The organism is Pseudovibrio sp. Ad26 (genome assembly GCF_001623285.1).
Lineage (GTDB): Bacteria > Pseudomonadota > Alphaproteobacteria > Rhizobiales > Stappiaceae > Pseudovibrio > Pseudovibrio ascidiaceicola.
In genome coordinates, this window is the sequence record NZ_LMCE01000058.1 from 164,286 (window position 1) to 180,000 (window position 15,715).

Annotated in this window: 15 protein-coding genes; 6 read left to right on the top strand and 9 right to left on the bottom strand. The window is 51.2% G+C overall.

The window, feature by feature from the left end; genetic code table 11:
* The first annotated feature begins 139 nt into the window (after positions 1-139).
* The 6 genes from PsAD26_RS13500 to PsAD26_RS13525 all read left to right on the top strand — a co-directional run bounded on the left by PsAD26_RS13500 (position 140) and on the right by PsAD26_RS13525 (position 6,242).
* Positions 140-718, top strand: a complete 579-nt coding sequence (locus PsAD26_RS13500; protein ID WP_063310834.1) for an NnrU family protein — start codon at positions 140-142, stop codon at positions 716-718.
* A gap of 168 nt (positions 719-886) precedes the next feature.
* Positions 887-1,465, top strand: coding sequence for an NnrU family protein (locus PsAD26_RS13505; protein WP_063310835.1), 579 nt, complete (start codon positions 887-889; stop codon positions 1,463-1,465).
* 227 nt (positions 1,466-1,692) lie between these two features.
* The gene (locus PsAD26_RS13510) at positions 1,693-2,364 is read left to right on the top strand and encodes a tetratricopeptide repeat protein (protein WP_063291845.1); all 672 of its coding nucleotides are present in this window, start codon (positions 1,693-1,695) and stop codon (positions 2,362-2,364) included.
* Complete coding sequence (locus PsAD26_RS13515; protein WP_063310836.1) at positions 2,365-3,711, top strand: PQQ-binding-like beta-propeller repeat protein; 1,347 nt, start codon at positions 2,365-2,367, stop codon at positions 3,709-3,711.
* Between the two features lie 123 nt (positions 3,712-3,834).
* Complete coding sequence (gene der / locus PsAD26_RS13520; RefSeq protein WP_063310837.1) at positions 3,835-5,241, top strand: ribosome biogenesis GTPase Der; 1,407 nt, start codon at positions 3,835-3,837, stop codon at positions 5,239-5,241.
* A 218-nt stretch (positions 5,242-5,459) separates the two neighbouring features.
* Positions 5,460-6,242 (top strand): inositol monophosphatase family protein, encoded by a 783-nt coding sequence (locus tag PsAD26_RS13525; RefSeq protein WP_063310838.1) that lies wholly within the window; start codon positions 5,460-5,462, stop codon positions 6,240-6,242.
* Positions 6,243-6,315: 73 nt separating this feature from the next.
* Here the strand turns inward: PsAD26_RS13525 and PsAD26_RS13530 are convergent, their stop codons facing one another.
* The 9 genes from PsAD26_RS13530 to rpsF all read right to left on the bottom strand — a co-directional run bounded on the left by PsAD26_RS13530 (position 6,316) and on the right by rpsF (position 15,326).
* Complete coding sequence (locus PsAD26_RS13530; RefSeq protein ID WP_063310839.1) at positions 6,316-7,062, bottom strand: SDR family NAD(P)-dependent oxidoreductase; 747 nt, start codon at positions 7,060-7,062, stop codon at positions 6,316-6,318.
* Positions 7,063-7,067: 5 nt separating this feature from the next.
* The gene (purF, locus tag PsAD26_RS13535) at positions 7,068-8,561 is read right to left on the bottom strand and encodes an amidophosphoribosyltransferase (protein WP_063310840.1); all 1,494 of its coding nucleotides are present in this window, start codon (positions 8,559-8,561) and stop codon (positions 7,068-7,070) included.
* Positions 8,562-8,608: 47 nt separating this feature from the next.
* Positions 8,609-9,235, bottom strand: coding sequence for a CvpA family protein (locus PsAD26_RS13540; protein ID WP_063310841.1), 627 nt, complete (start codon positions 9,233-9,235; stop codon positions 8,609-8,611).
* Positions 9,236-9,316: 81 nt separating this feature from the next.
* Positions 9,317-10,720, bottom strand: coding sequence for a DNA repair protein RadA (gene radA, locus PsAD26_RS13545; RefSeq protein ID WP_063310842.1), 1,404 nt, complete (start codon positions 10,718-10,720; stop codon positions 9,317-9,319).
* A gap of 33 nt (positions 10,721-10,753) precedes the next feature.
* A complete protein-coding gene (alr, locus tag PsAD26_RS13550) occupies positions 10,754-11,905 on the bottom strand; it encodes an alanine racemase (protein WP_063310843.1) in 1,152 nt (383 codons plus the stop codon).
* A gap of 135 nt (positions 11,906-12,040) precedes the next feature.
* Positions 12,041-13,528, bottom strand: a complete 1,488-nt coding sequence (locus PsAD26_RS13555) for a replicative DNA helicase (RefSeq protein WP_063296513.1) — start codon at positions 13,526-13,528, stop codon at positions 12,041-12,043.
* Positions 13,529-13,864: 336 nt separating this feature from the next.
* Complete coding sequence (rplI, locus tag PsAD26_RS13560) at positions 13,865-14,482, bottom strand: 50S ribosomal protein L9 (RefSeq protein WP_063310844.1); 618 nt, start codon at positions 14,480-14,482, stop codon at positions 13,865-13,867.
* A gap of 151 nt (positions 14,483-14,633) precedes the next feature.
* Positions 14,634-14,879, bottom strand: coding sequence for a 30S ribosomal protein S18 (gene rpsR / locus PsAD26_RS13565; RefSeq protein WP_008552033.1), 246 nt, complete (start codon positions 14,877-14,879; stop codon positions 14,634-14,636).
* A 6-nt stretch (positions 14,880-14,885) separates the two neighbouring features.
* Positions 14,886-15,326, bottom strand: coding sequence for a 30S ribosomal protein S6 (gene rpsF / locus PsAD26_RS13570; protein WP_057460953.1), 441 nt, complete (start codon positions 15,324-15,326; stop codon positions 14,886-14,888).
* Between the last annotated feature and the right edge of the window lie 389 nt (positions 15,327-15,715).

A 15,715-nucleotide genomic window follows, 5' to 3' on the forward strand; every position in this document is an offset into this window, starting at 1 on the left:
TGCGAAAAAGAATTGGGTAAATGTATAAAACACCTTACGCAGGGACGATCAGGCTTGTTGATATTTCACTGCGTATGGTCACAGTGCACAAGCCTATCTAGGGGCTTTAACGTAAAATACAAATCTAAAGGGTCACTCGATGACGCTGTTATTAGTTGGGCTATTCATCTTTCTGGGAATTCACTTCGTCCCATCTTTTCCTGGGTTTCGTGACTCAGTCGTTCAGCGCATAGGACTGAATCCATACCGGGCGATCTACTCACTGATCGTGCTGACAGGCCTTTTCTCCATGATCTACGGCTTCGTTCTGGCGCGTGAGGAAGACCTGTTTCCGCTGTACGTAACGCCATTCTGGCTACGTCATCTGGCTATGACATTGCTCTTACCAGTATTCATTCTGGTTTTTGCGAAGTTTATTCGCGGTAATATCGCCAAGTGGACCAAAGACCCCGTTATTCTGGCGGTAAAGATCTGGGCAATCTCTCACTTATTGGTCAATGGTGAGCCATACTCTGTTGCACTGTTCGGTGGTTTTCTTGTCTGGGCGATCTTGGCGCGGATTTCTCTGAAGAAGTTTGATCGCAAAAACACCGCAGTTGAAGAGTTCCCACACGCTCTGCGTAATGACATCATCAGCGTTGTGTTGGGCATGCTCCTCTACGGTTTGTTTGTCTGGAAACTACATGCGCTGCTGATCGGTATGCCGATCCTGACTTAAGCAAACTCTCAAATCGCGAGTGTTTCAGCAAAACCGGGTGCGTGACTGATCAGTTGCGCACCCGGTTTTGCTTTAAGCTGAGGAATTTGGCTGATCCAAAGATTGTTTTGCAATTAAGCACTCTGTGAAATACCTTTGCCCTCAATTGATCTTGGGGGAGAACAATTTATGGCATTATTGATTTCAGGCCTCACCGCATTTTTTGCGGTGCATTTGATCCCGTCGTTCTCGGCGCTTCGGGACACGTTGGTTCAACGTCTGTCGTTCAACGGATATCGCGGACTGTACACGCTCATTTCATTGGGTGCTCTGGTCGCAATCGTCTATGGCTTCGGTGCCGCCTGGAATGGTGATTATGCGCCATGGTATGTCGCACCAAGCTGGGGTCGTCACGTCACCATGCTGTTGATGCTGCCTGTTTTTCCGCTCTTCTTTGCCTCTCAATTGAAGGGTAATATCACACGCGTCACCAAGCACCCGTTGATCAACGCAACAAAGCTTTGGGCTGTGGCTCACCTGTTTGCAAACGGTGAACCTTACTCTGTGCTGTTGTTTGGCTCATTTTTGATCTGGGCAATTCTTGTAAGAATTACCATTGCCCGCCGCGAGCGTATCAATCCACCAAGCCGGGAATACCCAAACGCAACGCGAAATGATGTGATTTCCGTAGGCCTCGGTTTGATTTTCTACGGCCTGTTCGTGTGGAAACTACATGCAATTTTGATCGGGGTATCGATCATAGCTTGACCTTTTGCATGGGGTAAGGTTTCAAGACAGACATCAAAGTGGTCTCTCTCGGCAATTACACTTGTAAATGTTGGCAGGGAAAACTCTTTCATTGCCCTAATAAAGCCACTAATCGGTTGAAAGAGGTAGAGAAAGAGGTTTGCCTGCGGCTCTCTTAGTTTTAATGTGACGCCGCCCATTGAGATACCACGAACCTAAGAATCGTTGCTGCAGGAACATTTGAAGTTATGTCCGACATTTTTCGCGAAGTCGATGAAGAAGTAAGAAGCGACCAGTTTTCAAAGCTTTGGAAGCGCTTTGCTCCGGTTGTATACCTGACAGCAGGTCTTATCGTTGTAGGTACCGCAGGTTTTCGCGGCTATGAGTACTGGCAGAACAAACAGTCTCAGGCTGCGGGCACTGAATTTCTGGAAGCTATCAAGCTTTCAGACGCAGGCAACTACACCGAAGCACAGGCAGCTTTCGTTTCCATGGAAGGCAGCATTGGCGGTTATCCTATGATGGCCAAGATGCGCATTGGAACCGAGTTGGCACTGGAAGGTAAACCTGACGAAGCCATCAAGGCTTTTGAAGCGGTCGCCGCTGACAGTGCCACACCAATCATTTACAAGGGCCTCGCCAATATCCGCGCTGCTTATCTGCTGCTGGATAACGGCGACCTTGCCGCGGTGAAAAAACACACAGAAGTCCTGGCTGTTGCTGGTAACACATGGCGTTTTTCTGCTTTGGAAATTCTGGGCGCTGCTGAGTACAAGGCTGGTAATCTGGATGCGGCTCGCACGCGCTTCAGCGAAATAGTGAATGATGCAGCTGCTCCGTCAGATGTTTCCGGGCGCGCACAAATTTATCTTGAACTAATTACCTCTGCATTGGGCAAAGACGAAAAGGGGACTGAATAAGTGAGCGAGACCAAAAGAAAGTCTTGGAAGGCTTTGATTGGAACCGGCGCGCTTGCGCTGACGCTGGCTGGTTGTTCTTCTCTTTCCAGTCTAAATCCATTCGGCGGCGATGATGAGTTTCTTGAAGGAGACCGTCAGCCACTGTATCAAGGCGCATTAAAGCCATCTGCAACAGGTGGAGATGCCAAGATCGGTGCGGCGACAGGTGGGTCAACCTGGCCAACAGCTGCTGGTCCTAAGAGCAATGATCCGGGCAACATCGCAATCAATGTGAGCGGTGGTGTTGCATGGTCTTCGAGCATCGGTCAGGTCCGTTCTCCGGGCTTCTTTGGTATTGGCTCCAGTAACCCGCGTACCGCAGCGCGTCCGGTTTCTGATGGCCAGCGCATCTACGTCTATAAGTCAGATGGAAACCTCGTTGCTCTGACAACAGGTGGCGCCAAGGTCTTCACAAAGAACCTGGGGCTGGAAGGCGAGAACGAAGTTGCCGCAGGTGGTGGTGTCGTGCTTGACGGAGGCAAGATCTTTGTCGCAACCGCATACCGCAATGTTTATGCACTTGATAAAGGTGGCAACGTCCTTTGGACCAAGCAACTGGAAACACCGGTTCGCGGTGCGCCAGCAGCGGCCAATGGCAAAGTTGTCGTTGTAACACAAGACAATGAAGTGATCGGCCTCAACCAGTCAGATGGGGAACAGGCATGGTCATTCGCTGGCATCGCAGAACAAGCAGGCCTGCTTTCCTCTGCAAATCCGGCAATTTCGGGCAGCACTGTTGTCGTTCCGTTTTCCTCAGGTGAGGTTATGGCACTTGACATTAACAGCGGTGAGCCTAAATGGATCGATACCGTTGCACGGTCCTTCCGTACACGCGCGCTCTCTGGCCTGACAGATGTTTCTGCAAGCCCAATCATTGAAGGCAACAAGGTTATTGCAACCTCCGTTGCTGGACGCACACTGGGCATTGCTTTGAAAGATGGCGAGCGTTTGTGGGAGGCTGATTTTGGTGCTGTACATACTCCGGTTGTTTCCGGTGGTACGGTATTCCTGATCGGCTTGGATGACAAATTGCATGCAATCTCAAGCAAGACCGGCAACCTTATCTGGAGTGCCAAGTTGCCAACTGGCGAAAGTGACGCCAAGAATGTCAACTGGGCAGGGCCAATTTTGGCCAACGGCCAGCTGATCGCCATGTCCAGCAACGGTTATCTTGCATCTGTGAATGCAAAAACCGGTCAGGCATCCGCATCGCGGAAAGTGACCAGTGGCGTATTTGTATCACCAATTGTTGCTGGTGGACGTATGGTCGTCCTTACCAGTGACGGAGCGGTTGCAGCGCTGAACTAAACGTGTCCTCCGGAAAGTGGATACCGGTTTTCGAAACTGGGATACGTTAAAAAATAAAAGCTTAGAGTAGGGCGCATAAGGCGAACTACTCTAAATGCTGCATACCATACGAGGAGTATTCGCGTGACTGCGACAGTCGCCATTATTGGCAGACCTAATGTTGGCAAGTCGACGCTCTTCAATCGCCTTGTAGGCAAGCGCTTAGCGCTTGTTGATGATACCCCAGGTGTGACCCGTGACCGTCGGTCCGGTGATGCACGCTTGGGCGATCTGCGATTCAAGATCGTTGATACTGCCGGCCTAGAAGAAGCAGAGGCAGCAAGCCTCGAAGGGCGTATGCGCGCTCAAACAGAAGAAGCAATCCGGGATGCGGATGCATGCTTATTCCTTATTGATGCACGCGCTGGCTTGATGCCGCTTGATGAGCACTTTGCGAACCTTCTTCGCCGTGCCGACACCCCTGTAATTCTTTGCGCCAACAAGGCGGAAGGCAAAGCAGGCGATGGCGGTCTCTATGATGCGTTCACGCTTGGGTTGGGTGATCCTGTTCCTCTTTCTGCGGAACACGGAGAAGGTCTGTCCGAGCTATATGATTTTCTGCGCCCGATTGTAGATGCTGCAGACGAGATGGAAGATTCTTCCGAATTTACTGAAGCACGTACAGATGTTGATGTAGAGGACGAAGAGATCGACGAGCCAGTTGGCACGCTCGAACGTCCTTTGCGCATGGCAATTGTTGGCCGTCCAAATGCAGGCAAGTCTACTCTCATCAACCAAATGTTGGGTGAAGAGCGCCTTCTGACCGGACCTGAAGCTGGCATCACTCGCGACAGTATCTCTGTTGAGTGGGAATGGCAGGATCACCATGTGAAGGTGTTCGACACTGCAGGTATCCGCAAGAAGGCACGGGTGCAGGAAAAGCTGGAAAAGCTCTCCGTTGCGGACGCCCTTCGTGCAATTAAGTTCGCTGAAGTTGTTGTTGTAACGCTCGACGCCACCATCTCCTTTGAGAAGCAGGATCTGCAGATCATTGATTTGTGTGCCCGTGAAGGTCGCGCAATCGTTATTGCTCTCAATAAGTGGGACTTGATTGAGGATCGCGAGGATGCTTGGGGTCACATCAAGGATTCACAAGCACGCTATCTGAATCAGCTACGTGGTGTTGAGATTGTCACCATGTCCGGTATCAACGGGCAGGGCCTTGATAAGCTCATGCAGGCTGTTTTCCGGGCTTACGAGATGTGGAACAAGCGCGTTGGTACCTCTGGCCTCAACCGCTGGCTGGAAGGTGTTCTGATCCACCACCCGCCGCCAGCTGTGTCAGGACGTCGTGTTCGCTTGCGTTTCATGACACAGCCAAAGACACGTCCACCGCATTTTGTGGTGTTCAGCTCCAAGCCAGACAATCTGCCAGAGAGCTACACTCGCTATCTTGTGAATGGTATTCGTGAGCGTTTTGACATCAAAGGAACGCCCATTCGTCTGTCCTATAGAAAGGGCGACAATCCATATCACAAGAAGAGAAGGTGATTTCGCTTTCACTTGATTTCATAAAAGGGTAGCACTCAGCTACCCTTTTATTTTGCCAAATCCCAGAGAACCGGGAACGCTCAGGGTTCTGACCACTGTCGCGTACTTGAATTTTTCTCTAGAAGTATCAGTCAGTGCCGCTAATAAGTTGCAATTCTTCCTGAAACTGCTTTTAATCGCGCTCTCTTTCCGCATTCCCTACATTTAATAGGATTATCATGTCACAAGACCGTTTTACGTTCGCCAACGCTCTGGTTAAGCGCGCTGGTGCCTATGCGCACGAATATTTTACGCGTTTGGACACCCTCAATATTGAAAGTAAAGGTCATCAGGACATGGTTTCTGAGGCTGATCGCGACACTGAAATCCTTGTCCGCAAAGCTATTGCCGAAGCTTTCCCAGATGACAGTATCGTGGGAGAAGAGGGTGATCCCAAACCAGGTACCTCTGAGTACACCTGGATTATCGACCCGATTGACGGTACCGCGAACTTTGTCTCCGGCATTCCACAGTGGTGTGTGATCATTGCTTGCGTCAAAAACGGCGAGAAATACATTGGCGTCACTTTTGATCCGTGTGCTGATGAACTGTTTGCAGCTGAAAAAGGCAAAGGGGCAACACTCAACGGTACGCCAATGAAAGTGTCCACGAGCGATTCATTGTCAAATGGGTCCATCGGTCTGGGCTTCAGTGCACGCGGGCGTAATCAGGCAGTTAAAGATGCAGTTGATGCACTGCTTGATGAGGGTGGCATCTTCTTCCGTAACGCATCTGGCGGATTAATGCTTGCTTATGCGGCTTCTGGCCGTCTCATCGGCTACATTGAAGAGCACATGAACTCCTGGGACTGCATGGCCGGTCTCCTCCTCATGGAAGAGGCAGGCGGGATCTGCCAGGACATCAATGTTGCAGATGCTGTCATGAATGGTTGCAAGGTCGTCGCGGCCGCCCCAAACGTGTATGGACAGGTTAAAAAGCTCACTGATAAGTGCTTCATTTAAAGCAATCCAAACAATCTAATAAAAAAGCCCCGGCACATGACCGGGGCTTTTTGTGTTCTTGGATCTAGTTCGTCTAGCTTGTCAGCTGAACAAAATCGCGCAGTTCCTTGCCTGGGAAATCATAGAGCCGACCGTTCTCGATACTTTCTGGCAAGCAGAAGCGTACGATGTCCTCAGAGATCTCCGAAGGATGCGGCAAGGTCATCGGGTCCTCTCCTGGCATTGCTTTCGCACGCATACCTGTCCGCATCGGGCCTGGATTGACAAGCATGGACTGAACGCTGGTCTTTTGCGTTTCGTTCACATAAGTGCGTACAAGCGCCTCCAGAGCCGCTTTTGACATGGAGTAAGGTCCCCAATAGGCACGGCACTTGTGCGGAGCTCCTGAGGTCAGGAAGACCGTACGGCCCGCATCAGACTGACGCAGCAACGGATCTAGCGAACGAATAAGACGCCAGTTCGCAGTCACGTTGATCTTCATGACGTCATCGAACTTCTTCGGATCCACATGACCCAGCGGAGACGTCGGGCCAAGGATACCAGCATTACCAACGAGAATATCGAGCTTCTTCCAGCGTTCGAAGATCGCAGCGCCCAAACGGTCAATCGCGTCGAAGTCAGTCAGGTCTACTGGTACAAGCGTAGCGGAGCTGCCAGCCTTCTGGATTTCGTCATCCAGTTCTTCCAGTCCGCCTACAGTACGTGCGATCGCAACAATATGCGCACCTTCTTCAGCAAGCTTTTTTGCAGCAAAATAGCCAATGCCACGGGAAGCCCCTGTGACAACAGCAACACGACCTTCAAGTCTTTTCGAACTCATTGAACTTAACCAGTTTCTACAAGGCGGGGAGCCTGACGTGTGTCCACATCGTCAGACAAATCTGTAAGCGGGGTCGGATAGTCCCCGGTAAAGCAGTGATCAGTGAACTGTGGGTTCTCGTTGTCACGGCCATTCTCATGACCCATGGCACGGTAGACACCGTCAATGCTCAGGAAGGCAAGGGTATCTGCACCAATGTATTTGCGCATACCTTCAAGATCGTACTTGGCAGCCAGCAGCTTCTCGCGAACCGGCGTATCGATGCCGTAGTAATCGGAGAATTTGATTGGCGGAGAGGCCAGGCGGAAGTGAACTTCTTTCGCGCCAGCATCCCTGATCATCTGGACGATTTTTACACTGGTGGTGCCGCGTACAAGGCTGTCATCCACCAGCACAACGCGCTTGCCTTCAATTTGCGCTCTGTTGGCAGAGTGCTTCAGCTTAACACCAAGCGTACGGATCTGCTGTGTCGGCTCAATAAAGGTACGACCAACATAGTGGTTACGGATAATGCCAAGCTCAAACGGCACCCCGCTTTCGGCTGCAAAGCCAAGAGCTGCAGGAACGCCAGAATCTGGTACCGGAACAATGACATCTGCTTCAACGGCGCTTTCTTGCGCCAGCACACGTCCAAAACGCTTACGAACGTCATAAACGGAATGACCATTCAAAACACTGTCCGGGCGGGAGAAGTAGATGTATTCAAAGATGTCTGGGCGGGAAGGGCGCTTGCCGAATGGGAAGTAGCTTTCGATACCACCTGGTGTGCAAACAACAACTTCACCGTTCTCAACTTCACGAATGAACTTCGCGCCGATGATGTCCAGTGCACAAGTTTCACTCGCAAAAATCGGAGCACCATTCAGATCGCCAAGAACCAATGGGCGAATTCCATAAGGGTCACGCGCACCAATCAGTTTTTTGCGAGTCAGCGCGACAAGAGAGTAAGCACCTTCCATCTGGCTGATAGCCTCGATGAAACGATCTACGATCTTTTTCTCGCGGGAACGTGCAACCAACTGCAGAACCACTTCACTGTCAGAAGTGGACTGGCAGATCGCGCCATCCTTGATCAACTGACGGCGCACGGTCATCGCATTGGTAAAGTTGCCGTTGTGACAGATTGCGATGCCACCGCCATCAAGCTCAGCAAACAGCGGCTGTACATTGCGCAGTGCTGCTTCACCAGTGGTGGAGTAGCGCACATGGCCAATCGCGTACGGGCCCTTCAGGTTGTCAATGGTTTCCTGCTGAGTGAAATGATCACCCACAAGACCCATATGACGTTCTGAGCGGAACTGATCGCCATCAAATGTCACAATGCCTGCAGCTTCCTGTCCGCGGTGCTGAAGCGCATGAAGCCCCAGAGCCGTCAGTGCTGCTGCATCATCATGTCCAAGAATGCCAAAAACACCGCATTCCTCGTGCAGGGTATCGCCGTCAAAATCTGCCTGTAGCTCTTCCAAAGCGGCAGAATTGTTTGATACGCCACTGCTCATGGCATCACTCCTTGGTTCTTACTTGGGCCAAATGTCAAAATCTAAGCTTAGTTCCGGCCTTCGCCGGAGGCCGTCAGCTGGTCCAGTCCGCGCCGCTCACTTGGGGAGTAACGGGCTTCTTCATCACTGGATGCACCTGTTGCAGAGCCGGTTGAGCCGCCCTGCTTACGAATCTGGTCCATAATCGCACGCTCAGGATCTTCCGGCAGTGCCGCAACCAGACTTTGGCCACTGGTCACCAGCAGATGTCTGGACTTGGCATCCATGATCCAGTTTGGCTGGCGTGGCTCTGGCACAAACCAGTTAAAGAACAGCAGCGCAACAACCACAAGCAGGAAGCCGCGGGCTGCACCAAAAACAAAACCGAGGGTTCTGTCGAGCGCGCCAATTCGGCTATCCAGCACGAAGTCTGAAATGCGCATGGTGATGTAGCTCACCACGATCAATGTCACGAGGAATACAGCACCTGCAGCAATGGCAGTTGCCAGTGTGTCATTGGTTACGTGCTGCAACACAAATGGTTTCAGGCTTGCATAAAAAAGATAGGCGGCGACTGCTGCTGCGACCCATGATGCAATAGAAAGCACCTCACGCACGAACCCGCGAATCATAGCAAGAACGCCAGAGATCAGCATGATAACCAGTAGAATTCCGTCTAAGAGTGTGATCGGCATCTGTCGACACAAGTCCCTTGTTTGACTGGCAGGCAAACCAACAAAAATGCCTGCCGGTTAAAATCAGCCTAGGTTAAACCCTTAAGCGTTTTCCATTTTCTGTGCACTGGCAACAATATTTGCCACCAGATCTCCCAGCTCCTCAAGTCCTTTAACCTGACCGAGAGCATTGGAGCCTTCTTTCATATTCCCGTCGGCGATAACCGCCTGACCGAATCCAAGCTTCTGAGCTTCCTTTAATCGGGAAGCTGCCTGAGCAACTGGTCGAACTGCACCAGACAGACTGATTTCGCCGAAATAGACGCATTCGAGAGGAAGAGCAACCCCACTAAGCGATGAGATTAAAGCTGCCGCAACGGCGAGGTCAGCTCCTGGCTCATTAATTCTCAGTCCACCAGCGACATTCAGATAAACATCATGTTGCGCAAACTTAACACCGCAACGCGCTTCAAGCACGGCCAAAATCATGGAAAGGCGCGCGCTGTCCCACCCGATCACCGCCCGGCGTGGTGTGCCAAGGGGGGAGGGTGCAACAAGTGCTTGCATTTCGACCAGCAAAGGCCGCGTACCTTCTATCCCGGCAAACACGGCTGAACCTGGAGCCGTTGCGCTTCGTTCACTGAGGAACATAGCACTGGGATTCTTTACTTCTCGTAGCCCCATATCGGACATCTCGAAGACGCCAATTTCATCGGTTGGGCCAAAGCGGTTCTTCACGGCTCGCAAAATGCGATACTGATGCGCGTTATCACCTTCAAAATAGAGCACAGCATCAACCATATGCTCTACAACGCGCGGACCAGCAATCTGGCCATCTTTTGTGACGTGACCAACAATAACAACCGTTGTTCCGGTTTTCTTGGCAAATCGAACCAGCGCCTGCGCAGAGGCGCGGACCTGTGTCACCGTTCCCGGAGGAGAATCGGCCATCTCGGTCCACAGTGTCTGAATACTGTCCAGAATTACAAGATGAGCACGTTCATCGCCCTTCTTGGCTTCCAGAGTTGCAAGAATATCTTCAACACTTGTCTCAGCAGCCAATTGAACCGGAGCATCGCGCAGTCCAAGACGCTCTGCACGCAAGCGTACCTGATCCACCGCTTCCTCGCCCGAGATGTAAACGATGTTGTGCCCTTGATAGGCAAGATGTGCGCTGGCTTGTGTCAGTAGGGTGGACTTACCGATTCCAGGATCGCCGCCTACAAGCAGAGCAGACCCTTTCACAAAGCCGCCGCCAGTCACGCGGTCCAGTTCGGCCACGCCTGTGATAATTCTTGGAGCGTCTTTGGTCTCACCCGAAAGCCCAACCAATGGGACAACGCGTCCTTTGGAACGCGAAGCGGTTTTTGGTCCAGCTCCGATACCACTGGCCTCTTGCTCTTCCTGAATTGTGTTCCATTCACCGCAAGATTCGCAGCGGCCTGCCCATTTGAGTGTGGTTGCCCCACAAGATTGGCAGACAAATGAAAGGGAGCGTTTCGCCATATCGAATTCAGGTTCCTGCCAGTGTTTAGCTCGCTAGCGTTTATAGTGGCGTGTATAGCGTGCTCCAAGGCTACACAGCAATTCATATGGGATGGTTTGAGCAAAGTTTGCCAATTCATCCACGTTTACATGCGCACCCATAATCTCAACCGGAGCACCGCGCGAAAGGTGTTCCTCAGGAATATCCGTCACATCAACCGCAATCATGTCCATAGAGACACGGCCAAAGATCGGGGCAAAGTGCCCGCCTATATAAACCCGTGCGCCGATAGGCTGGTCGTCAGAGCTGCCAACCAGTCGGTGTAGACCATCCGCATAGCCTGCATTTATGGTTGCAATTCGGCTTTTTCGCGGTGTTACACGGGAAGCCCCGTAACCCACAGGATCGCCGTGCGGAACCTCACGCAAACTTATGATTTCTGCCAGAACATGCGCAACCGGAAGCATCGGGTTGCTATCATCAGGAACTGGGTTTCCTCCATAAAGCGCAATGCCTGGGCGAACCATGTCGAAGTGGTAATCAGCTCCCAGGAAAATACCGGCAGAGTTGCTCAAGGATTTGCGGGCGCCCGGAAACAATTCGCAAACTCGCTGGAAGCGATCCAATTGCTTCGCATTGAGCTCGTGGTCAGGCGTATCAGCGCAAGCAAGATGGCTCATGATCAGATCTATCTTGATGCCCTTCAGGAAATGAGGTGACTCACCAGTCTTCAATGCATCTCCAATGGACATACCAAGGCGATGCATGCCTGTATCAAAGTGCAAAGCCGCAGGCAGCTCCTCATTCAGACCTTGCGCGAAAGCAGACCATTCAGTTGCTTCCTCAAGGCTGTTTAAGACAGGTTTGAGATTGAAATCATAATAGAACTTCTCACGGCCTCGGAAGAGACCATTCAGCACATAGATTTCTGCGTGCGGCAGCTCTTTGCGCAGGTCGATTCCTTCTTCAGGAAGCGCAACAAAAAAGACACGGGCTCCGGTGTGATAAAGTGTTTTGCCAACTTCTGTAGCACCAGTCCCATAACCATTGGCTTTAAGCACCACAGCGCAAGTACAGCTATCCCCCACCTTGCCATTCAAATAACACCAGTTGGAGCGTAAAGCGGTAAGGTCGATGGTTAGCTTCGCAGCACCGCCAGCAGAACGAGCTGCGCGGGCAGATGTAGGAGCGGCAGAATGTGTCACGCGATTGCCCTCAGATTCTTTGAATGCGCAATAGCCTACAAAAAATGTCTGAATTTAAAAAGAAAGACCCGGAGCACTGCACAACTGATGTGCGTTACCCCAGGCCAATCGCTAATTCAGTAAGATGAACCAGCCCTACTCCATAATTCTGTCAGGAATATGGGCGTCGTCTGCCAGATCAGAGAAGCGAGTGAACTCGCCCTGGAACTGCAGATCAACAATGCCAGTTGGACCGTGACGCTGCTTGGCGATAATGACTTCCGCCTTGCCGCGCAACTGCTCCATCTTGCCACTCCATTCTTCATATTCTGGAGTGCCTTCAGGCGGTTCTTTTTTGCCCATGTAGTACTCTTCACGATATACAAACATGATCACATCCGCATCCTGCTCGATCGAGCCAGATTCACGAAGGTCAGACATTTGTGGACGTTTGTCGTCACGGTTTTCAACCTGACGAGAGAGCTGGGACAGCGCGATGATCGGAACATTAAGTTCCTTCGCCAGCGCTTTAAGGTTGGTGGTGATCTCAGTAATTTCCTGAACACGGTTGCCCTGATTCTTGGAAGAACCAGATAGCAGCTGAATATAGTCGACCACGATCATATCCAGCCCCTTTTGTCTCTTCAGCCGCCGGGCTTTGGAAACGAGGGACGCGATGGAAATACCACCTGTTTGGTCCACATGAAGTGGAACGTGTTGCATATGCTGTGTTGCCGCAACCAGCTTCTCAAATTCAATCTCGTTGATGTCGCCGCGGCGAATCTTGGAGGAAGAAATCTCTGTCTGTTCGGAAATAATACGAGTAGCCAGCTGTTCGGCACTCATTTCCAAAGAGAAGAAGCCAACAACGCCGCCATTTACAGTCCGAACAGTGCCATCCGGCATCTCTTCAGTCTGATAATTTTCAGCGATGTTATAAGCGATGTTTGTAACCAGCGATGTTTTACCCATCGCAGGACGACCAGCCAAAACGACCAAATCCGAAGACTGCAAACCACCCATGAGTTTGTCCAGGTCACGCAAACCTGTTGAAACACCGGAAAGGGCGCCTTCACGCTGAAAGGCTGCTGCAGCCATCTCAATGGTTTCAGTCAGTGCACTGCCAAAGTCCTGAAAACCACCATCAGACCGGCCAGTCTCCGCCAGTTCAAACAAACGACGCTCAGCATCGTCAATCTGAGAGGACGGTGGCATATCGATGGGCGCGTCATAAGCAATGTTCACCATGTCTTCGCCAATGGTGATCAGGTTACGGCGAGTCGCCAGATCGTAAATGGTCTTGCCGTAATCTTCTGCGTTGATCACAGAAGTTGCATCACCTGCAAGACGCAGCAGATACTGAGTTGCAGACAAGTCTGCAATCTTCTCATCTGCCGGGAAAAACGTTTTGAGCGTAATGGGCGAGGCAATCTTGCCTGCCTTAATCAACGCTCCGCATTTGTCATAGATATCCTTGTGGGGAGCTAAGAAAAAATGGCGCGCTTCTAAAAACTCCGAGACACGATAATAGGTCTCGTTGTTTACCATAATGGCACCAAGAAGCTGGCGCTCTGCCTCGGCATTATGCGGGACCACTCTCATGGTCTCACTAGCCTTCTCTAATTTTTGGACTGTGCCCTTCATTCCGCCCCTCGTGCCGCTTGGCAACTTGGTTACAGCTTTAAGGCGGGCAGGAAAAGGGGGCCTTCGCACCTTAAGCCCAGTTCTTTAACAAAATTAAATCAGCGGGGAAAATTGCAGGTTGCCAATTGACAGTCGCTACTCTCTAGACGCGAGAAAAGCTTAGAATAATTGTTTAAAATCAGCCGTATTCAGGGATTTTCGCCCCAACTACAATTATTAACAAACTCTTTTTTGAGGAATAGAATCAGCGGGGGCTTTGCCGATTCTGCCAAGATCAGTGCATAAAAAAAGGCAGAGTCGGAGACCCTGCCTTTTTCATCGAAAAGTGAAGAAAAATTATTCTTCGGTTTCTTTTTCTTCGCCTTCAGCTTCGTCTTCGTCAGAAGCTTCTTCAGCGTTTTCTTCGCCGTCTTCCAACTCTTCGTCTTCGTCGAGATCTTCGTCGAATTCAAAGCTGTCTTCTTCACGGCCCGTGAGGTCTTCGCCTGCTGCCTGACGGTTAGCTTCGTCTTCAGAACGAGCAACGTTAACAGAGATTTCAACTTCAACTTCAGGGTGAAGAACGATGGATACTTCGTGCAGACCGATGGTCTTGATTGGCGCGCGCAGGGAAACCTGGGAGCGAACAACGCTGAAGCCTGCTTCGGTCAGTTCACCAGCAATATCGCGGGTAGCAACAGAACCGTAGAGCTGACCAGTTTCGCCAGCTGCACGGATAACAACGATGCTTGCGCCAGCCAGCTTTGTGCCAACTGCTTCAGCTTCAGTTTTACGCTCAAGGTTACGAGCTTCAAGCTGTACACGTTCGCCCTCAAAGCGCTCAAGGTTAGCTTTGTTTGCACGAAGTGCTTTGCCCTGAGGTAGCAGGAAGTTACGTGCGTAACCGTCTTTAACAGCTACGGTTTCACCCATCTGGCCAAGTTTAGCCACACGCTCAAGAAGGATAACTTTCATGGAATTTCTCCTTTGCTGTCCTGCGGAAAGTGTGATCCGCAGTTAGAGAGAGCTTCTCGCTGATGCGATCAATCTCTCAACCGTGATCCCGACATGTCGGAATCATGAAAAAAGGTCAGAGTGCAAAACACTCTGACCTAATAATCAAGACTTACTTGATTACGAACGGCAGCAGGCCGAGGAAACGAGCGCGTTTGATGGCACGAGCCAGTTCACGCTGTTTCTTCGCAGATACTGCGGTAATACGGGAAGGAACGATCTTGCCGCGCTCAGAGATGTAGCGCTGCAGAAGACGGATGTCCTTGTAGTCAATCTTTGGAGCGTTCGCACCAGAGAATGGGCAGGTCTTACGACGACGGAAGAAAGGACGACGTCCTGCGGAAGAAGATTCAGCCATTTTCAATTACTCCGCTGCAGGTGCTTCAGGACGACGATCAGGGCGTGGGCCACGATCACCGCGATCGCCACGGTCCGGACGTGGACCACGATCGTTACGGTCACCACGACGACGGTCGTCGCGATCACGCTTCTGCATCATAGCGGACTGTTCTTCGTCCAGCTCTTCTACACGGATGGTCATGAAACGAAGGATGTCTTCGCTCAGGCCCATCTGACGTTCCATTTCAGCAACAGCCGCGTGTGGAGCATCTACATTCATCAGAGTGTAGTGAGCCTTACGGTTCTTGTTGATACGGTAAGTCAGAGTACGCAGACCCCAAGTTTCGATTTTGCCGACTTTGCCGCCGTTTTCTTCGAGAACAGTTTTGAACTGTTCAACGAGGGCTTCAACCTGCTGAGTAGAAATGTCCTGACGAGCCAGGAACACGTGCTCATAGAGCGCCATGTGGATTGCCTTTCTGAGTTAAACAATTCCGGTATTGGCGCAAAGCCCCTTCGAACGGCCCTCAGAAAAGGCCCAGAAGATGTTTACACAAGAGCGGAGACACGGGAAGACGGATATCTTTCAACTCCTACAACCCTCAAAGGGCTGCCTTCCTTTAAGCCTCCGGCCTAATACCGGAAACGAGATGGGCTTTATAGCCAATCCCCTACAAAAGACAAGTACTATCGGGGAAAAAGACCTTTTTTCCAGATGCAGTCTTGACATTGCGCTTGCGAGGCGGCTCATGTCGCCCCGATGAATACGCAAGCAACCAAGGTTTTCCTTAGGTTTCTTGAAGGTGCAAGCAGTTGACGAATAGGGCATCTGCAATGCTACTAATTTTGGCGGCG